This window comes from Corallococcus exiguus (assembly GCF_009909105.1).
Taxonomy (GTDB): domain Bacteria; phylum Myxococcota; class Myxococcia; order Myxococcales; family Myxococcaceae; genus Corallococcus; species Corallococcus exiguus.
In genome coordinates this window covers 521,012-543,765 of the sequence record NZ_JAAAPK010000003.1, presented here as the reverse complement: position 1 = coordinate 543,765, position 22,754 = coordinate 521,012, and the positions used below count along the sequence as shown (strand labels likewise).

At 67.3% G+C, this 22,754-nt stretch carries 18 protein-coding genes and 1 pseudogene; 7 read left to right on the top strand and 12 right to left on the bottom strand.

The window, feature by feature from the left end:
- The first annotated feature begins 63 nt into the window (after positions 1–63).
- Both GTZ93_RS13665 and GTZ93_RS13660 read left to right on the top strand, forming a co-directional pair.
- The gene (locus GTZ93_RS13665) at positions 64–1,206 is read left to right on the top strand and encodes a sigma-70 family RNA polymerase sigma factor (protein ID WP_139923955.1); all 1,143 of its coding nucleotides are present in this window, start codon (positions 64–66) and stop codon (positions 1,204–1,206) included.
- Between the two features lie 93 nt (positions 1,207–1,299).
- Entirely contained in the window at positions 1,300–1,851 is a 552-nt protein-coding gene (locus GTZ93_RS13660) for a hypothetical protein (protein ID WP_121781133.1), read from the top strand.
- Positions 1,852–1,882: 31 nt separating this feature from the next.
- Here the strand turns inward: GTZ93_RS13660 and GTZ93_RS13655 are convergent, their stop codons facing one another.
- The 4 genes from GTZ93_RS13655 to GTZ93_RS13640 form a co-directional block, all read right to left on the bottom strand.
- Positions 1,883–3,448: a beta-ketoacyl synthase N-terminal-like domain-containing protein gene (locus GTZ93_RS13655; protein WP_120577538.1), complete on the bottom strand. Its 1,566-nt coding sequence runs from the start codon at positions 3,446–3,448 to the stop codon at positions 1,883–1,885.
- 29 nt (positions 3,449–3,477) lie between these two features.
- Positions 3,478–4,953: a DUF6250 domain-containing protein gene (locus GTZ93_RS13650; protein ID WP_161662806.1), complete on the bottom strand. Its 1,476-nt coding sequence runs from the start codon at positions 4,951–4,953 to the stop codon at positions 3,478–3,480.
- Between the two features lie 82 nt (positions 4,954–5,035).
- Positions 5,036–5,743, bottom strand: a complete 708-nt coding sequence (locus tag GTZ93_RS13645) for a hypothetical protein (RefSeq protein ID WP_139916884.1) — start codon at positions 5,741–5,743, stop codon at positions 5,036–5,038.
- Positions 5,744–5,770: 27 nt separating this feature from the next.
- The gene (locus GTZ93_RS13640) at positions 5,771–6,067 is read right to left on the bottom strand and encodes a molecular chaperone DnaJ (RefSeq protein ID WP_120596237.1); all 297 of its coding nucleotides are present in this window, start codon (positions 6,065–6,067) and stop codon (positions 5,771–5,773) included.
- A gap of 56 nt (positions 6,068–6,123) precedes the next feature.
- Here GTZ93_RS13640 and GTZ93_RS13635 point away from each other — a divergent pair, with 56 nt between their 5' ends.
- From GTZ93_RS13635 to GTZ93_RS13625, 3 genes are read left to right on the top strand one after another with little or no spacing between them, the layout of a single operon-like run.
- Positions 6,124–6,882 carry a DUF4159 domain-containing protein gene (locus tag GTZ93_RS13635; protein WP_121754641.1) on the top strand — a complete coding sequence of 253 codons (759 nt, stop codon included), beginning with the start codon at positions 6,124–6,126 and terminating at the stop codon, positions 6,880–6,882.
- A gap of 28 nt (positions 6,883–6,910) precedes the next feature.
- Positions 6,911–9,190 (top strand): glutamine amidotransferase, encoded by a 2,280-nt coding sequence (locus tag GTZ93_RS13630; protein WP_120577533.1) that lies wholly within the window; start codon positions 6,911–6,913, stop codon positions 9,188–9,190.
- Positions 9,191–9,192: 2 nt separating this feature from the next.
- Positions 9,193–9,630 carry a hypothetical protein gene (locus tag GTZ93_RS13625; protein ID WP_139916886.1) on the top strand — a complete coding sequence of 146 codons (438 nt, stop codon included), beginning with the start codon at positions 9,193–9,195 and terminating at the stop codon, positions 9,628–9,630.
- Positions 9,631–9,658: 28 nt separating this feature from the next.
- Here GTZ93_RS13625 and GTZ93_RS13620 read toward each other — a convergent pair whose 3' ends face one another.
- From GTZ93_RS13620 to GTZ93_RS13610, 3 genes are all read right to left on the bottom strand, one after another.
- Positions 9,659–10,216 (bottom strand): superoxide dismutase family protein, encoded by a 558-nt coding sequence (locus GTZ93_RS13620; protein WP_161662805.1) that lies wholly within the window; start codon positions 10,214–10,216, stop codon positions 9,659–9,661.
- A gap of 111 nt (positions 10,217–10,327) precedes the next feature.
- Positions 10,328–11,905, bottom strand: a complete 1,578-nt coding sequence (locus GTZ93_RS13615) for an N-6 DNA methylase (protein ID WP_139916890.1) — start codon at positions 11,903–11,905, stop codon at positions 10,328–10,330.
- 21 nt (positions 11,906–11,926) lie between these two features.
- Complete coding sequence (locus tag GTZ93_RS13610) at positions 11,927–12,781, bottom strand: ion transporter (protein WP_126934715.1); 855 nt, start codon at positions 12,779–12,781, stop codon at positions 11,927–11,929.
- A 141-nt stretch (positions 12,782–12,922) separates the two neighbouring features.
- Between GTZ93_RS13610 and GTZ93_RS13605 the strand changes: the two genes are divergently transcribed.
- Positions 12,923–13,687 (top strand): bestrophin-like domain, encoded by a 765-nt coding sequence (locus tag GTZ93_RS13605; RefSeq protein ID WP_139916892.1) that lies wholly within the window; start codon positions 12,923–12,925, stop codon positions 13,685–13,687.
- A gap of 87 nt (positions 13,688–13,774) precedes the next feature.
- Here the strand turns inward: GTZ93_RS13605 and GTZ93_RS43250 are convergent.
- Both GTZ93_RS43250 and GTZ93_RS13595 read right to left on the bottom strand, forming a co-directional pair.
- Positions 13,775–13,918 (bottom strand): annotated as a pseudogene (locus GTZ93_RS43250) (ion transporter); the annotation flags it as partial.
- 414 nt (positions 13,919–14,332) lie between these two features.
- Positions 14,333–17,389 carry an HD domain-containing protein gene (locus tag GTZ93_RS13595; RefSeq protein WP_139916894.1) on the bottom strand — a complete coding sequence of 1,019 codons (3,057 nt, stop codon included), beginning with the start codon at positions 17,387–17,389 and terminating at the stop codon, positions 14,333–14,335.
- 226 nt (positions 17,390–17,615) lie between these two features.
- Here GTZ93_RS13595 and GTZ93_RS13590 point away from each other — a divergent pair, with 226 nt between their 5' ends.
- Positions 17,616–18,719 (top strand): alpha/beta fold hydrolase, encoded by a 1,104-nt coding sequence (locus GTZ93_RS13590; protein WP_139916896.1) that lies wholly within the window; start codon positions 17,616–17,618, stop codon positions 18,717–18,719.
- Positions 18,720–18,820: 101 nt separating this feature from the next.
- Here the strand turns inward: GTZ93_RS13590 and GTZ93_RS13585 are convergent, their stop codons facing one another.
- From GTZ93_RS13585 to acs, 3 genes are read right to left on the bottom strand one after another with little or no spacing between them, the layout of a single operon-like run.
- Complete coding sequence (locus tag GTZ93_RS13585) at positions 18,821–20,446, bottom strand: sodium:solute symporter family transporter (RefSeq protein WP_139916898.1); 1,626 nt, start codon at positions 20,444–20,446, stop codon at positions 18,821–18,823.
- A gap of 10 nt (positions 20,447–20,456) precedes the next feature.
- Entirely contained in the window at positions 20,457–20,735 is a 279-nt protein-coding gene (locus tag GTZ93_RS13580) for a DUF485 domain-containing protein (protein ID WP_120577525.1), read from the bottom strand.
- 44 nt (positions 20,736–20,779) lie between these two features.
- The gene (gene acs / locus GTZ93_RS13575; protein WP_139916899.1) at positions 20,780–22,744 is read right to left on the bottom strand and encodes an acetate--CoA ligase; all 1,965 of its coding nucleotides are present in this window, start codon (positions 22,742–22,744) and stop codon (positions 20,780–20,782) included.
- Positions 22,745–22,754 lie beyond the last annotated feature (10 nt).

The following is a 22,754-nucleotide window of genomic DNA, read 5'->3' as shown; positions in this document are numbered from 1 at the left end:
ATGGGCATAGCCCCTGCATTACCCTCTGGCAACAATCGCGGCACTTTGGGGTATGGAGCGCGCATGGCGAATGGGAGGAAGAGAACCAATGGTCCGGCCGCCCCCCGGCCCCGCGCGAAGCGCCCCGCGGCCTCCGCCCGCCCGGGGACCGCCCGGCAAGGCACTCCGGAAAACCCGCAAGCTCTGGACGAAGAAGTCGAGGAGACCGCCCAGGACCCGGACGCCCTGGAGCCGGACCTGACGGAATTGAGCGAAGCGGAGGCGGAAATCGAGGAGTCCCCGGCTCCCGCCCGCGCCGCCCGGCCCGCGGCCCTGGTGCGCGCGGAGAGCAGCAGCGCCCTCACCAACCGGGACCCCCTCCAGGCCTACATGGCCGAGGTGACGAAGCACCCCCTGCTCACCCGGGAGGAGGAGCACCAGCTGGCCAAGGAGTACCAGGCCAGCGGGAACGTGCGGGCGGCCTACCGCCTGGTGGCCTCCAACCTGAGACTCGTGGTGAAACTGGCCCACGAGTACCACCGCAACCCCCTGTCCCTGCTGGACCTGGTGCAGGAGGGCAACATCGGGTTGATGCAGGCAGTGAAGAAGTACGACCCGGACCGGGGGGTGAAGCTCAGCTCCTACGCCGCCTGGTGGATCCGCGCGTACATCCTTCGCTACATCATGGACAACTGGAAGATGGTGAAGCTGGGGACCACCGAGGCCCAGCGGAAGCTCTTCTTCAAGCTGCGCCAGGAGCAGGAGAAGCTCATCTCCCAGGGCTTCGAGGCCAGCCCGCGCCTGTTGGCGGAGCGCCTCAACGTCACCGAGCAGGACGTGGTGGAGATGGACCAGCGGCTGGGGCACGACGAGGTGTCCATCGACGCGCCGCTGGGCAACGACGGGGATTCGGGCTCCACCCGGGCGGACCGCTACCTGCCGTCCAGCGCGGTGCCCGCCGACGAGCGCCTGGGCAGCGAGCAGCTCAAGGCCCTCTTCCGGGAGAACCTGGCCGCCTTCGCCCAGACGCTGGAGGGCAAGGAGCGCTACATCTTCGAGCACCGCCTCACCGCGGACGAGCCGCTCACGCTCCAGGACATTGGCGACAAGTACGGCGTCAGCCGCGAGCGCGCCCGGCAGATTGAAGCGGCCCTCATCAACCGGATGCGTGAGTTCATGCGCGAACGCATCCCGGACTTCGACATGGTGGCGGTGCCCAAGGGCTGACGCAGTGGGGAAGGGTGGGGGCACGGGGCGCGAAGGGGCCGCGCTAGGATGGCGGCCTTCACCCCACTGCTTCCCGTCCGGGAGGTCGTCCCCATGCGCCACCTGCTTCGCGCGGTCCTGACCGCGTCCGTCGTCATCGTCACCGGTTGTGCCGGCCACCAGCGCGACAACTACGTCCGCGACCGCGCGGCCACCGTGGCCTACGAGCAGCCGCTCGCGCAGCTGTGGCCGGAGGTGAAGGCCATCATGGACGAGCGCGGCTATTCGTGGCGCGAACTGCCCAACCAGTTCGTGCTGGAGACGGAGTGGCTGGACTCCGGCGGCGGCACGCTGGGGCCCACGTCCTCCACGCGCTACCTCATCGAAGGGGTCACCCTGGCGGATGGCCGGGCCGTGCTGCGCGCGCTGCGCTCCGACCGCGTGCAGCAGTCCGTGGGCGTCAGCTACGCCACCGACAAGGGCACCGGCAACCCGGCCACCGGCGGCCTGGCGGACCCCAACGGCGTGGGCCGAAGCACCAGCGGCCTTGCCCCGGAGCAGAAGGCCAGCTACCGCGACCTGGACCTGGAGCTGGAGTTCTTCCGCAAGCTCAACCCGAAGGGAGCCACGGCCCTGGAGGCCGAAGCGTCCGCGAAGTACCCGTAGGCCCTTCGCGGAACCGCTACGCCCCCCCGGCCTACTTCCAGGGCCGGGAGATGACGCAGGCGTTGATGCCGCCCACGCCCATGGACAGCTTGCCCGAGCACCCCTCGGGCGCCGCCTCTCCCTGATTGAAGACGAAGCGGCCGTGCACCTTGGCGATCTGCTTGTTGAGCTCCGGCGCGGCCAGCGGCGTGGGGTACACCTTGCCGGCCTCCGCGCCCAGGTACTGCGCGGTGAGCTCCCAGCCGCCGCCCGCGGACATGCCGTGGCCGAAGGTGCCCTTGCGCGCGGTAATCAGCACGGACTCCGGCAGCACGTCGCGCAGGGTCTGCACCTCCAGGAAGTCGCCCGGGGTGGCGGTGGCGTGCAGGTCCCAGCTGCCCACGTCCTGCGGCTGACAGCCGGCGGCGCCCAGCGCCTCGCGGATGGCCAGGGTGGGGCCTTCCTTGGACGGGGTGATGATGTGGTCCGCGTCCGCGGTGACGCCCACGGCGACGGGCTCCAGGCCCAGCGCCTTGAAGCCCTTCTGGGTGAAGTGCTCGTAGTCGCCCACCACCCACACCACCGCGCCTCCGGCGATGTGCGTGCCGCGCAGCGCGGTGAGGGGCTTGGACACGGCGGCGTCCGCGGAGATGACGCGCGCGTTGTAGAAGCCGCCCACCACCAGCGGGTTGGGCGCCGCGTCCGTCATGCCCAGCACCACGGCCTTGGCCTCACCCAGGCGGATGGAGTTCATGGCCAGCTTCAGGCCGTAGCCGAAGGACGAGCACGCGGCCACCGGCGCGAACGTCATGCCGGTGATCTGCCCCAGCATGGAGACCTGGGACGCGGGCGTGTTGTGGATGTTCCACAGCACGTTGGAGGACACGGCGTTCCACGGCGGCTCGGGCGCGCTCCACTTCTTCTGCAGGCGCCCGTTGCGCGTGCGCTTCTCCTTGATGACGGCCAGCTTGGCGGACTCCACGTCGCCCTCGTCGGGCACGCCAATGGCTTCAATCTCGCGCAGCTCCTCCAGGTACTCGCGCAGCTCCGGCGAGCGGCCGGCCCAGAAGTGCCACCAGTCGTCCTCCGCCTTGTCGCGCTCCACCTCTTCAATGGTGGAGGGCTCCGGAGGCAGGCCGGGCAGCGGCTCGCGCGTCTCACGCCACTGGCGAACGGCGCCGTTGCGCTCCGGGGCGGCCCAGAAGCGGTCCCACCGGCGCTGGGCGCGGTAGAGGTCCAGGGAGATGTGCTGGATGGTGGGCAGGTCGCCCAGGCCGGTGCCCACGTAGACGTGGGCCTTCGTGCCCAGCTCCTGGAGCTCCTTCTCGATGCCCGGGTTCTGCGACAGCGACTGGATGAAGGCGCCGATGGCGTACTGCGTGGGCTGCCCCATCTTCCGCTCCAGCTGGGAGAAGCGGTTGGCGGGGAAGCGCGCGTCGATCCACGGCTTGTAGTCCGCCAGGTTGAACGTGGGCGTGCCGACGAGGAAGTTGTCCGGACCGAAGCCGTTGAAGGGGGTCAGCCAGGTCTCGGACGACTCGAGGTTCTTCGCGAAGGCCTCGATGTTGGGGGAACGCGGGGCGACCACGCCCCAGCCGAAGATTCCGACTCTGCGCACGGGTGTTTCCTCCGCCGCCCGGGGGAAGGCTAAAGCGGCTGGATCTTGAGGTTGTCGAAGTGGACGCGCGTCTGCCAGCCGGAGAACCCGAAGTACTGGTTGCGGGGGCCGTAGAGCGGGGACGCGTCCTGGAGGGTCAGGAAGGGCTTGCCGTCCACTTCCCACGACAGGAGTCCGTCCCGCCGGGTGATTTTGAAGTGGTAGCGCTGGCCGGGCACCACCGCGGCGCCGTCGCGCACGGCGCGGTCGTTGGTGTGCTCGTGCTGGCGCGCGATGATGGACTGGGTGTTGCGCCAGCCGCCGAAGATGAAGACGTAGCCGGTGGCGGTGTACTGGAGGCGCGGGTCGCCCGCGTAGAAGGAGCGGCCGTCGCCCCACGCCTCGACCTTCATGTCGCCTTCCGGGCTGTCACCCCAGGCGTCGAACTCGATGACGGCGTTCTCCGGGAGGGGCTTCTTCAGCCACACCGGGCGGTTGCCCAGGGCCTGCACCACGAGCGCCCCGTCCTCGATCTTCGTGGCGGAGGGGTTGGTGACGTTCCACGCGTCGCCCAGGGTGTCGCGGTTGAAGTCGTCCTCGGAGGGGCCCGGGGGCAGGGTGGGCTCCTGCTTCGCCACCATGGTGGCGGGCATGGAGTCCGGCGTGCCGATGCGCAGGTTGTCGAAGAACAGCTGCGACTCCCAGCCGGACAGGCCCAGCCGGTCCTGCCCCTTGCCCTTCAGCGGGAACGGGTCGTCCAGCTCGCCTACGAGCTGGCCGTCGATGGCCCACTTGAGCACGTTGCCGCGCCGCTCGATGCGCCAGTGGTACGTGCGGCCGGACTGGATGGGGGCGCCCACGCGGGACTCCACGCGCACGCGGGTGTCCTTCTTGAAGACGCCGGTTGCGACGAGGTCCGCGCCCTGGCCGCCGCCCTTCTCCGCGACGCGCGCGGCCTTGCGCTGGAGCGCGTCCAGCGCGGGGGCGTTGATGTCCTTCCGGGCGATGACGGACAGGCTGTTGTTCCACCCGCCCTGCACCAGCACGTAGCCGGAGGCCGGGTCGCGGCCGTTGCCGAACAGCTCCACGCGGATGTCGCCGTCGGGGTACTCCGGGCGCACGTCGAACTCCACCGCCACGTCGTCCGGCAGCGCGGCCTGGAGCCACAGCGGGTTGTTCTTGGGCGCGGGGCCCAGCAGCTCCCCGTTCGTCACGCGCCAGTAGGCGCCGGTGGAGAAGAAGTCGCGCGCGACGACAGCGGGGTCGTTGAACGACTGCTGGTAGGGCACCGTCGCGGTGACGTCCGCCTGGCCCCGGATGAGCGCGTAGTGGATGAGCGGGAGCTGGATGAAGGCGACCGCGCCGGCGAGGATGGCCCACCCCTTGCGGCTCATGCCGGCGGGCTTGCGCCACCCCTCATGGGGCACGGCGGGCTGGGCGGCGTCCGGGGAAGACGGGACGGAGGCCGCCGGGGGCGACCCTTCCTGCTTCTGCGTGTCCTTGTCCTTGCGGCTGGCCTGGCCCATCGATGCTCGAGGAAGGGGAGGGGGAAAGCCGGCGGAATCTACGCCCCGGCCCCCTCGGCGTAAAGGATTGCCGGGACAGGGGCTACTTGACCCCCCAGCGCTTCTCGAGCGCCTGCTGCTCCGCCAGGCGCTGCTTCTGCTTCTGCTTCTCCGCCTTCTGTTGATCCGACTCCTCGGGCGAGGGGCGCACGGCGATCTGGTAGACGCTGCCCGCCAGGGCGAAGAGGAGCGCGGCGATGATGACGCCCCAGGGGCGGCTGGCCACCGCCTCCACCACGCCGCCGAACTGGTGCAGCGCCGCGAGCGCGCCAATCACCAAGAGCCACGCGCCCACCACCGAAGCGACGATGCCGCTCACCTGCCGGTGGAGGATGGCGCCCACCAGGCCGCCCACGATGAAGCCCGGCCCGAAGCCGAGCAGGAAGTCACTGGGGCCGGCAATCTGGCCCGCCAGGAGCCCCAGCGGCACGCCCACGCCCACGAAGGTGACGGCGGGCGGGAAGAGGAAGCCCAGCGCCATCAGCGCCGCGGCCACCAGGGTGGGCATGCGCGGATCCAGGTCGACCAGGTTCAGCCGCTGGGTGACGGCGCCCGTCCACACCAGGCCCAGCACCGCGCCCACCGGGCCCGCCACGGCGCGGAACAGCTTGCCGCCGCCCGCGAGCAGCAGCACCAGCCCCACGAGCGCGACCACGACGCCCACCCACATGGGCAGGAGCCGGTAGATGCCCACCCAGCCGGAGGGGTTGAAGGTCTGGTACGACTTGAGCGCCTGGAGGAAACCTTCCATGGCGCGACATCCTAGCGACTGTGGCCGTCAGGAATAGCGGGTCAAGGCGAGCCCCAGCAGCACCGCCAGGATGACGGCGCCCAGGAGCGCGTAACCGTAGAGGGCGCGGGGCGTTTCCGTGGCGCGCAGCAGGTCTTCCGCGCGTTCGCGGTCTTCCGGAGAAGGGCTGCCCGCGAGGATGCGCTGTGCGTCCCGCCGGGCGCCGGCCACGTCACCCGCGTCCTTGCGGGCCCAGGCGGCGCGCACGTCTTCAGAGCCTGGGAGGGTGCCGGGAGCCTGGGGGCCGCCTCCGGGCTCCGGGGGCGTCTGTCCGCCTTTCGCCATGGGGCGCGTCTATACCAGGGAATGCAGGCACCCGCCGACGGTATAAGCAGGTCCCCATGCCTGTGCGGCCCCTCTCCCGTCGAAACCTCCTGCTCGCCACGTCCGCGCTCGTCCCGCTGCTGTCCCGGCGTGCGGCCGCCTTCGGTGAGAAGAGCCGCTTCATCCCCGCCGTGGCCCGGCATGGGGGCCGCTGGGACGGCCGGTTGTCGGGGCTGCGCCGCCTTGCGTGGGAGCTGCAGCGGCGCACGTCCGTGGAGGTGGTGCCGGACGCGCGCCCGTTCGCGCTGAACAGCCCGGACCTCTTCGAGTACCCGTTCCTCTACTTCGGAGGGGACGGGGCCTTCCCGCCGCTCACCGACGCGGAGGTGTCCAACCTGCGCCGCTACCTGACGTACGGCGGCTTCGTGTTCGGGGACGCCAACGACGGCAGCGATGGGGACGGCTTCGACGCCAGCTTCCGCCGGGAGATGGCGCGCGTGCTGCCGCAGAGCCCGCTGAAGGAGGCGCCGAGCACGCACGTCGTCTTCAAGTCCTTCTTCCTGTTGGACGCAGCGCCGGGGCGCCTGTTGCACAAGCCGCTGCCGCTGGTGGCGAGCGTGGGCAAGCGCGCGGCGGTCATCTATTCGCAGAACGACGTGGCGGGCGCGTGGAGCCGCAGCGAGTCCGGCGACTACGAGTTCGACGTGTCCCCGGGCGGCGAGCCGCAGCGCGAGCTGGCCATCCGCCTGGGCATCAACCTGTGCATGTACGCGCTCTGTCTGGACTACAAGGACGACGCGGTGCACCTGCCCCTCATCCTCAACAAGCGGCGCTGAAAGAGCGTTTCCTCGCGCGAACCCTCGAATGAACTCCCCGTCCTTCAACGCGTGGAAGCTCGTCAGCCTGTCGCCGCTGCCTGTCTGGGCGCTGGTGCTGCTGGGCGTGGGGTTGGTGCTGGGCATCGCGCTGGCGGCGTGGGGCGTGCGCCGCGAGCCGTCCCGGGGCCGCAAGCTGCTGCTGTGGGGCCTGCGCCTGGGCGCGGGCGTGGCGGCGTTCTTCTTCCTCCTGGAGCCCGGCATCCGGCACCTGCAGGTGGCGCGGATGAAGAACCGGGTTGCGGTGCTGGTGGACCGCTCGGCGTCCATGAACTTCCCGTCGGAGCCGGGCGGGCCCACGCGCAGCGCGCAGGTGGCGGCGTTCCTGGAGAAGGCGGCGCCCACGTTCGCGTCCTGGCAGGACCGCTTCACGGTGGAGGTGTACGGGGTGGACCCGGAGCTGGCGCCGGTGACGGCCGCGCAGCTGGCCCAGGAGCCCGCGCGGGCGGGCACGACGGACCTGCTCGCGGCGCTGCGGTCCGCGGCGTCCGGAGGGCAGGGGTCGCGCAAGCTGTCCGGCGTGCTGCTGTTCAGCGATGGCGCGGACAACACGGAATTGAAGGCCGGGGCGGTGGGCCGGGCGCGTGCGGCGCTCACGGACCTGGGCGTGCCGGTGTCCACGTTCCTGGTGGGCCAGGAGGCGCTGAAGGATTTGTCGGTGGAGGGGCTGAAGGTGGATGACTTCGCCTTCGTGCGCAACTCGCTGACGGTGGAGGTGGAGATCCACGGCCGCGGGTTCTCCGGGCAGGACATCCCCGTCGTCTTGAGCCAGGAGGGCAAGACGGTGGCGAGCAAGCTGGTGAAGATGACCACCGGCGACGACGTGAAGCCGGTGTCCTTCACGTTCACGCCGGACCAGACGGGGCGGTTCGTCTACACGGTGACGGTGCCCACGTTCCCGGATGAAGCGGTGAGCGACAACAACAGCCGCTCGTTCACGCTGAAGGTGATTCGCGACCGCGTGCGCGTGCTGCTGGTGGTGGGGCGGCCGTCGTGGGACGAGCGCTTCCTGCGCGGGCTGCTCAAGCAGGACGCGAACGTGGACCTGGTGTCGTTCTACATCCTGCGCACGCTGTCGGACGACACGGGCGTGTCGAACGAGCGGGAGCTGTCGCTCATCCCGTTCCCCATGGAGGAGATCTTCGACACGAAGCTGCACACGTTCGACGTCGTCATCTTCCAGAACTTCGGTTACTCGGACCCTTCGCTGTCCATCGCGGAGTACGAGCGCAACCTGGAGCGCTACATCCACGAGGGCGGCGCGTTCGTGATGATTGGCGGCGACAGCGTGCTGGGCGAAGGGCGCGCGTCGATGCCCACGCTGATGGAGGCGCTGCCGGTGGAGGCCGCGGGGCCCGCGAACGCGGAGCCGTTCAAGCCGCGCCTTACGCCGGAGGGCCTGCGGCATCCGGTGACGTCCATTGGCACAGGTGCGGCGAGCACGGAGGCCACGTGGGGCGAGCTGTTGCCCATTCCGGGCGCGAACCTGACGCGGGCGCGGCCGGGCGCGACGGTGCTGATGGACCACCCGTTCATGACGGTGGACGGGAAGAACGCGCCGCTCGTGTCGGTGTGGGACTACGGGCGGGGCCGGGCGATGGTGGTGGCGACGGATGCTACGTGGTCGTGGGCGTTCACGGCGCACCGGGATGGTTCGCCGAACCGGGCATATGACCGCTTCTGGGGCAATGCGCTGCGGTGGCTGGTGAGGGATCCGGACCTGACGACGCTGAAGGTGACGGCGGATCCGCCGTCGGTGGAGCCGGGGCGGCCGGTGGGCGTGGTGGTGCAGGCGCGGATGGCGGACTACCAGCCGGCGGACGGCGCGCAGGTGCGGGCGGAGCTGTTCTCCGTGGCGACGCAGAAGCCGGTGGCGGTGCAGACGGGCACGACGGGAGCGGACGGCGTGGTGCGGCTGGAGTTCGCGCCGCCGGCGCCCGGGCCGTACAAGCTGCTCGCGTCCGCGAAGAAGGGCGAGACGGACCTGGGCAAGGGCGAGGACGCGGTGGCGGTGCGCGCGGTGGGTCCGGAGCTGTCGGACGCGTCGGTGCGGCCGACGCTGATGGAGCAGATCGCCAGCGTCACGGAGGGCAAGGCGTACAAGCTGCCGCAGGACGGGATGCCGGACGTGCCGCTGTTGGATCCGCCGGTGGTGGAGGTGGGGCGCGCGAAGGACCAGCCGCTGTGGGACCGCTGGTACTACCTGGTGGCCCTCATCGCGCTCCTGGGCGCGGAGTGGTTCGCGCGGCGGCGGTTCGGGTACGTGTAGCCATGTCGGGCTTCGACTTCACGGTCCGTGACCGGTCCGGGCAGGCGAAGGTCCAGGCCGATGTCAGGGCTCAGCCAGGCACGACCCGCGAATGGGCGGCGGGTTACTGGATCAACCTGGAGGCTGTCGACCTTCGGCCGCGAGGCGAGTTCTTCCTGCTAATCACGCCGGACAAGCTCTATGGCTGGGCGCCAGCCCAGGTGAAGGGGCGGGGCATGCCCACGTGGGTGCTCGATGCCACGAACATGCTGGCGCCCTACTACGAGCGCGTCGGAACCGGTCCCCAGGACATCCAGCCCCTGGCGTTCGTCATGATGGTGTCGTGGTGGCTCCATGAGCTGACCGCTGCGGAAGGCAGCATGGTCATTCCTCCTGCCCTGGTCCGCACGGGGCTGCCTCGAGCCATGGCCCATGGCGAGGTGGTGCGGACCGAGGCCTGATGAACAGGCCTCGGCCGTGATGCGGTGACTACTCCGCCTTCTCCACCACGCCGCAGGCGATGCGGCCGCCGGCGTCGCCGGTGGGGTCGGTGCGGTAGTCGTCCAGCTTGGCGTGCACCATGACGGCGGAGCCGTCCTTGTCGAGCAGCGACTTCACCTTCAGGTCGGCGAGGAACACGTCGAACTGCACCTTGCCGTCCTGGGGAACGTAGAGGTTGGGCAGGTCACCGGCGTGCTGGCCCTTGGGCGACAGCGCGCCGTGCTGCTTCTTCGTCGGGTTGAAGTGGCCGCCCGCCGTCTTGAACTCCGGCGCCTCGCACTTGCCGGTCTCGTGGATGTGGAAGGCGTGCTCGCCCGCGGGCAGGTTCATCAGCGTGCCCCGCACCAGCACGCCCTTGGGCGCCTGCTCCATCGTCACTTCGCCCACGTCCTTGCCCTGGGCGTCCTTCAGCGTCGCCTTCACCGTCTCGCCCTTCTTGAGGGCAGGCTTCGCGCCCGCGTCCGCGGGGGCCGGCGTCCCGGCGTCCTGGGCCAGGGCGGGCGTGGAGAGGAGGGCGGCGGCAACCAGCAGGGAACGGATCATCATGTTTCGAAGACTCCAGGGATTGGGTTACCCAGCGGCGCTGGACACTACCCACCCGCCGCGTCCTTCGCAGGGGAATGTCCACCCCCGCATTCATCAGGTGATGGGGAGTCATCACTCCGGCAGCGGGCCGTCCAATGGCACCGGCACCACTCGGGACGCACCGAACGCGGGCGCCCACACGCGCTGCACCTGCGCCCCGTTCAGGAAGCGCATCACCGCGCGGAACGCCGCCTCCGGGCCACCCAGGCCTTCCGCCCAGGCGCTTCCCCGGGGCGACAGGTTCGGCACCAGCGGGCCCAGGGACTCGCGGGACCTGGCGCCCCGAGTGATGCCCAGGCCGTCGTCCCGCACACGCTGGGGCACGTACAGCGGCGCGAACCGTGCGTGGCGGTGGTCGTGCACGCAGCCGGGCTCCTCCAGCAGCGCCGCGGACAGGGGCAGTTCGCGCACGTTGAACAGGAGCTTCACCGCTTCCTCGTGCGGATCATACGGACCGCGCAGCCGGTGGTCTCCCCGGGGAATCAGCCGCCGGTCCAGGTAGCAGAACGCCTTCGCTTCCGGAGGCAGCGCGCCCCGGTGCCTCGCGCCGCCGTAGCGGAAGAACGGGCGCATGTGGCTTGCGTCCACCTCCAGCTCAGGTCCCTGCTTCAGCGCGCGCAGCTTGGGCAACAGCGCGGGCTCCAGGCCGTGCTCCCGCGCGAAGTCCTCCAGCGTGTCCTGCGTCGCGGCGCAGAAGGCCCGGAGGCGCGCGAGCAGCCGCTCCCGGTCCGCGTCCACCAGCAGCTCGTCGAAGCGAGTCTTCACCCCGGGCAGGCTCACCGGGATGAGCGTGGTGAGCAGCTCGCCCCGCGCCCGCCAGTCCGCGTCCAGCGCGGCGGCCTCCTGCGCGATGGGGGAGAGCCTCCACTCGGGAGCCTCGGGCGTGAAGCACTGGCCCACGCCCTTGTGCTCGTAGTGGGGCGCGGAGGCGTCCGCGTTGGAGCGCGACGTCCACACCGTGATGCACGTGCGCACCTGCGTGCCCGTGAAGATGCCTGGGCCCAGGTCCACCACCTCTCGCAGGTGGAGCGCTTGCAACAGCGCATGGCGCAGCGGCGCGTAGATGAACGACTCCAGCAGGCTCGCGGGTGTGATGAAGGCCAACACTCCCGGCCGGGCCGTCAGCCGCTTCATGGCGACGAGCAGGAAGAACGCGAAGTCGTCCCGGAGGCTCGTGCCCGGCGGCATCTCCAGCGGCACCAGGGCTCGCAGCCGCGCGTAGCAGGCCGCGTCCTTCAGCACCGCGGACGTGCCGTTGTAGGGCGGGTTGCCCACCCATAACTCCGCGTGCCCCTCCGGCGTCTCCGCGAGCAGTGGCTCCAGGCCTCCCCGGAGCGCGTCCCCTACGCGCACGTCCGCACCCGGCACGCGGGCCTGACACAGACGAGCGACGCCAGCATCCAGCTCCAGACCGCACAGCCTCGCGTCCGGACGGTGCCGCGCGGCGGCGGCGAGGAAGGCCCCCGCGCCACAGGCCGGATCCACCACGGTGAGCGGCCCATCCCCCAGGCGTGACAGCGCGAGCGCGAGCGTGCGTTCCACGATGGGCGCGGGCGTGTAGAACGCGCCCACCGCCTTGCGGTTGATGTCGGGGAACTGGTGGACCAGCAGTTCCTCGTCCAGCTCGGGCGTGTCGATGGCGCGGGCCATGCCGGGCCATCCTAGACAGATTCACCCGGTGGTCTGCGAGGGGGCCCAGTCCAATGCCGTGCCGCAGCGTTTGCAAAAGCGCGCATCCACGTCATGACCCTGTGCGCCACAACCCGGACACGCCTGTGTATTCAGGGGCTGACGCGTAGCGGCGGCGAGCTCCACCGACACGATGCCCGTGGGCACCGCGATGATGCCGTAGCCCATCACCATCAGGATGGACGCGAGGAACTGCCCCGTCACCGTCTTGGGCGTGATGTCCCCGAAGCCCACCGTCGTCATCGTCACGATGGCCCAGTACATGGAGCGGGGAATGCTGTCGAAGCCGTTCGCCTCGCCCTCCACCATGTACATGACCGCGCCCATGATGACGTCGATGCTCAAGACCGTGCCCAGGAAGACGATGATCTTCGGGCGGCTCGCGCGCAGCGCCGTGAGCAGCACCTCCGCCTGACCCAGCAGGTGCCCCAGCTTGAGGATGCGGAAGACTCGCAGCAGGCGCAGCACGCGGATGACCAGCAGCGTCTGCGCGCCCGGGAACAGCACGCTCAGGAACGACGGCAACAGCGCCATCAGGTCCACGATGCCGAAGAAGCTTCGCGCGTAGTGCAGCGGCTGGCGCACCGCGATGAGCCTCAGCGCGTACTCCAGTGCGAAGAGGACGGTGAAGATCCACTCGGCCAGGTGCAGCGCGTGGGCATGCTCCGCGCGCACCTGCGAGACGCTCTCCAGCATCACCGCCGCCACGCTGAACACGATGGCCCACAGGAGCGCTACGTCGAACGCCTTCCCCGCGGGGGTGTCCGCTTCGAAGATGACCGTGTGCAGGCGGGCGCGAAAGCCGCTCGGGGGGCTCTGTTCGGAGGGGCGGTCCACAGGCCGCGCAGCTTAGGCGCAATCCCCTTGGGAACGTTCAACAGCATCCCAGTGCCCTGGACCGGCGGCCGCGTTGCCAGGGCCGATTCCCGGCCTGACGTTCCCATCCGCCCTGTCCATGGCGCGGAGCGGCTCCGGCGCATGATGGAAATCCTCGACGTCCTCCCCGTGCGGCTGCTCGCCCTGATGGTGATGGGCCTGCTCTTCCTGAGCCTGGAGGCCGGCTACCGGCTCAGTCACCGGAGGCCGGAGCTCGGCGACGTGTCGGCGCTCCAGGCGTCGGTGCTCGGGCTGGTGGCGCTCCTGCTGGCCTTCTCCTTCTCCATGGCCGCGGACCGGTACTCGCTGCGCCGCGCCCTCGTGGTGAAGGAGGCGAACGCCATCGGCACGCTCTACCTGCGCCTCGGCTTCCTTCCCGAGCCCTCGCGCGGCGAGACGCGCGCCTGGCTGCGCCGCTACACCGACCTTCGCCTGGAGGGGCACGAAGTCGCGAATGAGCCAGCCGTCTTCGCGAAGCTGCTCCAGGAGTCGGAGTCGCTCCAGTCGGAGCTCTGGGCGCGGCTGGAGGCGCTGGCGCCCCAGGTGGAGGCCCCCGTGCTCATCCTCGTCACCCAGGCGATGAATGACGTGTTCGACGTCTCCGACGAGCGCCTGGCGGCTGCCCACAACCTCATCCCGCCCACCATCCTCGCCCTGCTGCTCATCGGGATGTTCGGCTCCGGCGTGCTCCTGGGCTACCGGCCGGAGGCGCGCGTGCGCGGGGTCCTCTCCTGGACCCTGTTCGTGGTCATCCTGACCGCCGTGATGTTCACCCTCCTGGACCTGGACCTCCCCACGCGAGGACGCATCCGCGTGGATCAGGGGCCGATGCGGTCGCTCCAGGAATCGCTGCGCACCCGTCCCTGACCCACGTCCAGGCAATGAGCGCGGGAGGCGTATCCATCGCCTGACCCAGCAGGTGCACCCGCTTGAGGATGAGAAGACGCGCAAGAGCCGCAGCACGCGGATGATCAGCAGCATCTGCGCTCCCGAGAACAGCACGCTCAGGAACGAAGGCAACAGCGCCATTCGGTCCACGATGTCAAAGAAGCTGCGCGCGTAGTGCAGCGGCTGGCGCGCCGCGATGAGCCGCAGCACGTACTCCAGCGCGAAGAGGGCGGTGAAGCCCTACTCCGCGACGTGCAGGGCATGCCCCGCGCGCACCTGCGCGGCACTCCCCCAGCACCACGGCCGCCACACTGAACACGAAGACCCATAGGAAGACCACGTCGAACGCCTTTGCCGACGGAGTATCCGCTTCGAAGATGACCGTGTGCAGGCGCGCGCAGGGCTCTGCTTGGACATGCAATTCACAGGCCCCGCAGCCTACGGAGCCTATTGCTCCGACTTAGCATCCCTGACGAGAGGAGGAATGACATCCGCTTCATCTTCCTCGTCCAAGAGTATTGTGTAACGCCCTCGCCTCACTTGCATCGATATTAGCTAGAGATTGTTATGCTATGGGGGGATCTGTACTCAACGACGGTTCCGCTTAATCCATGATGCAGAAACTCAAGGGTGCTGGGGAATGCTTGGCTTGATGGCCTCGGGGCCGAACGCATTTCCCAGTTCTCTGCGAATCTGTTCAAGATCGTAGGCCCTCCTGCTTGACCAAGCGTTATCCATTAGGCGGTTTATATGCTCAATGAGCTCAAGCATTTTGCTTGAGATCAAGGCGAGAGTGCTCTTTGAAGGGGGCTTGGCTGTATATTGAATAGATTCGTCTGCGGCGTTCCTTGCAGTCCAGCGTACTGCGTCCACGATATTTGGCACGCTGATTTCACCGCTTGGCTTGATTGTAAATGGGCAGACAATCCTCAGGGGTAGCCGGAATAGAATCTGATTCACATATGGAGGACTGCGCTCGATCCTGAGTAACTCAAACCCTCGGGGGCAAGGGAGTGTGTTTCGAGAACCCATGCCCCGGTCTGGATGCACAATAAGCTGGAGGGCCGAACGTAAAGCGGCGTCGTCTGGCAGCGGGGCCAGGAGTTGCCCTGATACGCGGTGGAATCGATAGTGCGCAGCGTGGTTTGCGTGCGCCGCAATCAGCGTGGGCTGGTGTTTGAGGCTCAGTAGTTGCCAGAGCCAATCGCTAACTGTTGGTGATGTGGTGATTTTGCAGGTCGATATGTTTTCGTCGTGAGACATTTCTAGGCGATGTTTGGAGGAATAATCTCCCGTTTCTCTGAGTTCGATAATGTCGAACTTGACCAAATCTCCCAGCGAAATTCCGTCGATCCAGTCCAGGCTCTGCCACTCTTGGTGGGAGATCAGATGAGGCTTGAAGTGTTTTCCATTGACTTCAGCGAAAAGTGAAGCAGCTCCAAGCTCGTCTGCGTTGACTGAGTCGTTTTTCTCGGCTTGGGCTCGAAGATTTTCGTAGTATCGAGGAAATACGTTGAGGAGAGCCTTGTTGATTCTGCGGTTGAGCCAAGCCTTCTTGTCGGGGCGGACGTTATCCCTGCTTAAGCCAAGGAACTTGTCGGCGCCGCCAAAATGAAGATCGACATCAAACGACAGGATGTCTGATATGGACTGAAACTCTCTGGCGAGAGGTGCACCTCGGTAGAAAAGTGAAACAAAAATTCCCCTGTTCGGGTTGGCGAAAATTATCTCTATATTTGTCTTTTTGTCAAAGTACCTTGAGTCTTCAATTGATGATTGTTCTTGGGGGGTTGTGCCGGTGAGAGACGGAGTGGAGGTCAGTGTTATTCCGTTGAGGCTTAGTTGACAGAGGCTTTCGTTCGCGAATTTTCGCACCTCATCCTTGGCTAGGGCGAATTTGTATAAGAGCGTTGAGTCTTTTACCGGATCGAAGTCGGAAAATGCTGCTTGGATTTCCGGCGAATCGAAGGGGTGCTTCATTGCCTTGGGGACGGAAGGCATGTTGATTTCACAGACTATGGTGGTTCCAATCTCCAGTCTCGCCTGAGGCTGATCCAATTCTTCGACCAAGATCTGGCCTACGCTGCCTCGGTAACCTTTTCGAAGCGTAATTCGCAGGATTTCTGGTGAATCGTCCGGCCGCGTAGTGATTACTACACGTTGCGCGAAGAGGAAGACGCTTTGGAGTCCGATGCCAAAGACGCCTGAGGGCTGCATCCATTCCGGCATGTCAATGCGCCGGAACTGCTTGCGCTGGTTCTTGCTCGACCCGCCAATCTGCTGAAGGTAATGGATGTCCTGGCGTGAAATGCCCCATCCCTTGTCTTCAATCACGACCTTGAAGCGATAGTCGTCACGTCCTTTGGGGGCGGAAATGGTTGATCTTTTCTTAGGGTTGGTGACTTTGACTTGGATGGGATAGTTCTTGAGTATGCCTCGTAGGTTGTCGAGTGCTTTATCCTGATTTTTGAGATCCTTCTCCCATTCCAGTATTTCGCTGTGATGGTCGTTCCAACAGCGTAGCAGCGTAGCATCTACTGCATTCTGGAGTAGTTCGCGGATAAAGCTGGTTGGCCTCTCGTAGATGTTTGCGCCTTGGACTAGCTTGATAATGGAGTCGCGCTCGACTTCGAAGCGAGGCAGACGGCCCTCTCCGATAGTGATGTGGCCCTCAATCTTGGCGGTGATTCTGCCTACGCTGGGAAGGGTGCCGAAGTCTTCAGTGGGCGCGATTTCAGCCCAACGTGCCGCCTGGTTCTTCAGTTCGTCACGTAGCCATGAAAGCCAGCGTTCCGTTTCTTCATATGCGGCGACATCTTTCCTCTCGCAAACCGCTTCGACTTCAATGATTTTCGGGCTCACGAGGAGGTGTCGAATAGATGCGTGTTTGCGTTCATGGGCCCTTGAGGAGGGAGGCAGTCGGCCCATGGTTCCTATCAGTGTCGGACAGAAGCGCCCATCGTCTAGGTCGAGGAGATCTCCGAGCCTGAGCATGCAGCCGACGAATCGTGGGTGGGCCTCGTCGGTGCCATATCCCGACTCGCGGCCGGGAAGTTCCAGCGTCTTCTCGAAAGAGCTGCCATGGTGTCTGCAAATTAATGCGAGAAGTTGAAATAGACGCCTGGGAATTAGGATGCGGGGTGAGTCGAGCGAGATGCGTGCTGGGGTCTCGACGATTTCTTCAGCCATTGCTGGGTGCTGTTTGCGCGCATAGTCAGCCATAGCCAGAAGCAGAGCCCGCTGGACCTCAAACGGCCATTCGTCCCCAAGGCTTTCGAACGTGCGCGTTGATAGCGTCCTTGCTGCTCTTCGTAGGTCCGGATCGTGAGATTCGGCTAGTTGGAGTAGGTGGATTTTGAAGGGCTGATTGCTCCACCACGCCCGCTTGCGTGCGTCAGGCACGACCATTCCGATGTCGTGGTGATAGGCTGCCTCAAGCAGTAGCCAAATATCTGTTGGGGAGAGGCGAGCGATTCGGCTAGGGCCGAGAACGCGCGCAAGCTGTCTCAGGATGGTATTCGAATGAGACTCGTCGTGTAGGCTGTAGTGTGGAAACAGAACTCCAACAGCTTGGAGCGCGCGGGACACCAGTCGCTTGTCATATGTCCACTGAGCCCAGAGCACTTCGTACTGCGGGTCCCTGTTAGACCACTCCCGAAGCGCATTCTCGAAGTCGATCATTGCTTGCACTATAGCAGACTCTAGACGGTGTCAGAGCAAGCGCTGTGTTGCGTCATGGCGTTGCGACTTGAGGTGAAGAGAGCGAAGCATGCATCCGCTCTGAATCTTTCGTGGAAGTGAAGTCGACGCGGCAGCTTCTTGACTGCGGTGCAGCCTCGGACACTTTTCGGAGGGCGCTACCAGCCAGTGTCATGCAATCGGCACTCAAGTCGTCCGTTCAAGGGGCATGCGGACCCTGAAAGACACCTCGAAGCACGTCTCCCTCTCCCTGCTCGGCCTGTCACTGGCGGCCCTCCCGGCCGCCGCGGACGAAGCGCCCACGCCCCAGGCCGTGATGCGCGAGGCCCGCCGCAGCGTGCTCACGGACGGCATCGAGAAGGCGGAGGCCGTGCGCATCGGCGGCATCGACCAGTGGATTTCGGTGCGCGGGCGCCACAAGGACAACCCGCTGCTGCTCTTCCTCCACGGCGGGCCGGGCTTCACCGCGCTGCCTACCGCGTACTTCTACCAGGGCGAATGGGAGGAATACTTCACCGTCGCGCACTGGGATCAGCGCGGCGCGGGGAAGACGTATGCCCTCGCTCCTCCGGACAAGGTGAAGCCCACCATGACCGTGGACCGCATGGTCGCGGACGCGGAGGAAGTGGCCGCGTACCTGCGCAAGACGTACGGCAAGAAGCGCATCGTGCTCGTGGGCCACAGCTGGGGCACGGTGTTGGGCGTGAAGCTGGCGCGGATGCACCCGGACTGGTTCGACGCGTACGTGGGCATCGGCCAGGTGGTGGACCTGCCGAAGAACGAGACCCTGGGCTACGAGGCCACGCTCGCCGCGGCGAAGGCGGACGGCAACAAGAAGGCCATCGCGGACCTGGAGTCCATTGCCCCGTTCCCGGACCCCAAGGACCCCGCGCGCACGCTGGCCAACCTGGGCAAGGAGCGCCGCTGGCTCATGCACTACGAAGTGCGCGGCTGGCGCGCGCCGGACTGGCACGGCGCGGAGGTCTGGCGCTACAGCCCGGACGTCACCGACAAGGACATGCAGGCGCGTGACGAGGGCCTGGACCTGAGCCTCGCGGCCTTCTGGGGACCCATCACCCAGCTGAGCCTCACGAAGGAGAACCGCTTCGCCGTGCCCGTCATCCTCTTCCACGGCCGGCACGACCGCACCGCGTCCGCGCAGCTCGCGGACTCCTGGTTCGCCACCGTCCAGGCGCCGTCGAAGAAGCTCGTCTGGTTCGAGGACTCCGCGCACATGGTGCACGAGGAGGAGCCCGGGAAGGTGCTCGTTCAACTCGTGCAGGACGTGCTCCCGCTCACGCGCGGGAAGTAGTCACGAAAAAGAAAGGCGGAACCCGAGCCCCTTTGGAAACTCCCGGGTTCCGCCCTGTCCTTCACTCCGAGGAAGAAGCCGTGAAGGACCGCCGAGCAGCTTCAAATCTTTTGGGGTGCCTCCGGGATGCCGGGGGGCACCGTGCCCGTCACGCCCGTGGGGACCGTCACCGGAGGCGTGACCGCGGCGCCCACGTGCATGCGGTGCTCCACCTCCGCGAACCGCGCGGACGCCTCCGCCTCTGGCGCCAGCACCGACACCACCCAGCCGACGATGAAGGACAGCGGGATGGTGACGATGCCCGGGTTCTTCAGCGGGAAGAGGGCGGACGCGTTGCCCAGCAGCTCCACCTGCACCGTGGGCGACAGGAAGATGAGCAGCACCGCGCTGATGGAACCGGTGAGCATGCTGGCCACCGCGCCCTTGGTGGTGAAGCCCCTCCACAGCATGGACAGGAGCAGCGCGGGGAAGTTCGCGCTCGCCGCGATGGCGAACGCAAGGCCCACCATGAAGGCCACGTTCTGGTTCTTGAAGACGACGCCCAGGATGATGGCCAGGATGCCCAGCGCGAGGCTGGCGATGCGAGCCACCTTGAGCTGCTCCGCCTCCGGCGCGTGTCCCTTGCGCACCACGCTGGACCACAGGTCGTGGGACAGCGCCGCCGCGCCCGACAGCGTCAGGCCCGCCACCACCGCGAGGATGGTGGCGAAGGACACCGCGGAGATGAAGCCCAGGAAGCCCGTGCCGCCCACCACCTCCGCCAGCATGGGCGCCGCCATGTTGCCGCCCTTGTCCACGCTCACGATGGCCTGCCGGCCCACCAGCACGGACGCGCCGAAGCCCAGGATGAACGTCACCAGGTAGAAGAAGCCGATGAGGCCCGTGGCGTAGAACACGCTGGTGCGCGCCGCCTTCGCGTTGGGCACCGTGTAGAAGCGCATCAGGATGTGCGGCAGGCCCGCCGTGCCGAACATCAGCGCCAGGCCCAGGGAGATGGTCTCCAGCGGGTTGGATACCAGCTTGCCCGGCGCCAGCGCCTCCGGCCCGTAGCGGTTCACCGCCTCGCTGAAGAGCGCCGCGGGGCTGAAGCCGAACTTGTACAGCACCGAGATGGCCAGCGCCGTCGCGCCGCCCAGCAGCAGCACCGCCTTGACGATCTGCACCCAGGTGGTGGCGATCATCCCGCCGAACAGCACGTAGAGGATCATCACCGCGCCCACGATGACGACGGCCGTCTCATAGGAGAGGCCGAACAGCAGGCGGATGAGGTTGCCCGCGCCCACCATCTGGGCAATCAGATAGAAGACGACGACGGTGAGCGTGCCCACCGCGGCGGACAGGCGCACCGGGGTCTGCTTCAGGCGGTAGGCCACCACGTCCGCGAAGGTGTACTTGCCCAGGTTGCGCAGGGGCTCCGCGATGAGGAAGGTCACCACGGGCCAGCCCACCAGCCAGCCCACGGAGTAGATGAGCCCGTCGAAGCCGGACGTGGCCACGAGCCCCGCGATGCCCAGGAAGCTGGCGGCGCTCATGAAGTCGCCCGCCAGCGCGAAGCCGTTCTGCCCGGCGCTGATGCCGCCACCGGCGGCGAAGAACTCCGACGTCGTCTTCGTCTTGCGCGCCGCCCAGTACGTGATGGCCAGCGTGATGCTGACGAAGAGGAGGAAGAAGACAATGGCCGTGGTGTTGGGCTGGCCAATCTGCGTGCCCGCGGTCGTGGGATTCATGGGTGGCCTTTCAGCGGCGCAGTTCGTCGAGGGCGCTGTCGTATTTGCGGTTGGCCCAGCTCATGTAGACGCCCGTCAGCACCCAGGCGCAGAGGATGGTGAGCGCTCCCAGCACGATGCCGACGGACAGCCCCGGCATGAACTGGTGCCCCATCAGCGGCCGGTTGAAGGCCACCAGCAGGATGAAGCCCAGATAGACGACCAGCATCGCCACCGTCAGCGCGCCGGCCACGCGCCAGCGCCGCGCGGCGAGTGCCTTCAACGCCTCGTCCTTGGAATTGCCGTACATCGGTGTTCCTCCTTGCGAAGCGTGAAAGGGACCGCGAGGGGACTTCAGTGGCGCGGGGCCGGAGGCAGGCCCTTGGTGAGCAGTTCTTCCAGCACGGCGGGGTCCGCGAGCGTGCTCGCGTCACCCAGGTTCTCCGTCTCGCCGCCAGCAATCTTGCGGAGCATGCGGCGCAGAATCTTCCCGGAGCGCGTCTTGGGCAGGCCCGACACCAGCACCACCCGGTCCGGCGTGGCGATGGGCCCAATCACGTGCCGCACCTGCTCGCGCAAGCTGCCCACCATCTTCTCGTCTGGCGTGCGCAGGAAGTCCGGCTTCACCGTGACGAAGGCGCACACGCCCGTGCCCTTCAACTCGTGCGGGAAGCCCACCACGGCGGCCTCGGCGACGGCCTCGTGGGCGACGAGCGCGCTCTCCACCTCCGCGGTGCCCAGGCGGTGGCCGGATACGTTGAGCACGTCGTCCACGCGGCCGGTGATCCAGTAGTAGCCGTCCTCGTCGCGGCGGCAGCCGTCGCCGGTGAAGTACAGCGGCAGGAAGCGCGCGTAGTACGTCTCCACGAAGCGCGAGTGGTGGCCGTACAGCGTGCGCGCCTGGCCGGGCCACGAGCGCGCGAGGCACAGGTTGCCGTTGACGCCGTTGCCCTCCAGCTTCTTGCCCTCTTCATCCACCAGCACCGGCTCCACGCCGAAGAAGGGGAGGGTGGCGCTGCCGGGCTTGCAGGGCGTCGCGCCCGGCAGCGGCGCGATGAGGATGCCGCCCGTCTCCGTCTGCCACCAGGTGTCCACCACGGGGCAGCGGCCCTCGCCCACCACGTCGTGGAACCAGCGCCAGACCTCCGGATTGATGGGCTCTCCCACGCTGCCCAACAGGCGCAGCGACTTGCGGGACGACTTCGTGACGAAGCTGTCGCCCTCCTTGATGAGCGAGCGCAGCGCGGTGGGCGCGGTGTAGAGCGTGGTGGCCTTCAGGTCGTCCACCACTTGCCAGAGGCGGCTCGCGTCCGGCCACGTCGGGGTGGACTCGAAGAGGACCGTGGTGGTGCCAGTGGAGAGCGGGCCGTACACGAGATACGAGTGGCCCGTCACCCAGCCCACGTCCGCGGTGCAGAAGTGCACGTCGTCCGGCTGCGTGTCGAAGATGTAGCGGAACGTCGTGTTCGCGTAGACGAGATATCCGCCCGTCGTGTGCAGCACGCCCTTGGGCTTCCCGGTGGAGCCGGACGTGTAGAGGATGAAGAGCGGATCCTCCGCGTCCATCCACTCCGCAGGGCAGACGCCGCGGTGCTTCCGCACCTCCACGTCCAGCCAGTGGTCACGCCCCTCGCGCATGGGCACTTCCTTGGGCGTGCGGCGCGCGACGAGCACGGACGTCACCTGGGGCAGGCCGTCCAGGGCCTCGTCGGTGATGGCCTTGGTGGCCACGCTCTTGGGGCCGCGCGGGCCTTCATTGGCGGTGATGACGACCTTCGCGCCGGAGTCCAGCACGCGCTCGCGCAGCGAGTCCGCGGAGAAGCCCGCGAACACCACCGAGTGCACCGCGCCGATGCGCGCGCACGCCAGCAGCGAGTACACCAGCTCCGGAATCATGGGCAGGTAGACGATGACGCGGTCGCCCTTCCGCACGCCGTGCGCCTTGAGCACGTTGGCCAGACGGTTCACGTGGTGGGCGAGGTCGCGGAAGGTAATGGTCTCGTACTCGCCGGGCGTGTTCTTGGCCCAGAGGATGGCGGCCTTGTCCGGGCGCGCCTTCGCGTGGCGGTCCACACAGTTGACCGTCACGTTGAGCTTGCCGCCCACGAACCAGGCGAAGTCGGCGGCCTGTTCGTTCACCTCGCGGATGGACTCCGGCGGGTGGAACCAGGTGAGCTGCCGGGCCTGTTCGCCCCAGAAGGCGTCCGGAGCGTCCAGGCTCTGACGGTAGAGGCGCTGGTACTCCTCCAGGCTCTGCACGTGCGCGGTACGGCGGAAGGCTTCCTTGGGCTGGAAGAGCGAATCCGTGTCGGTGGCCATGGATGGAGTC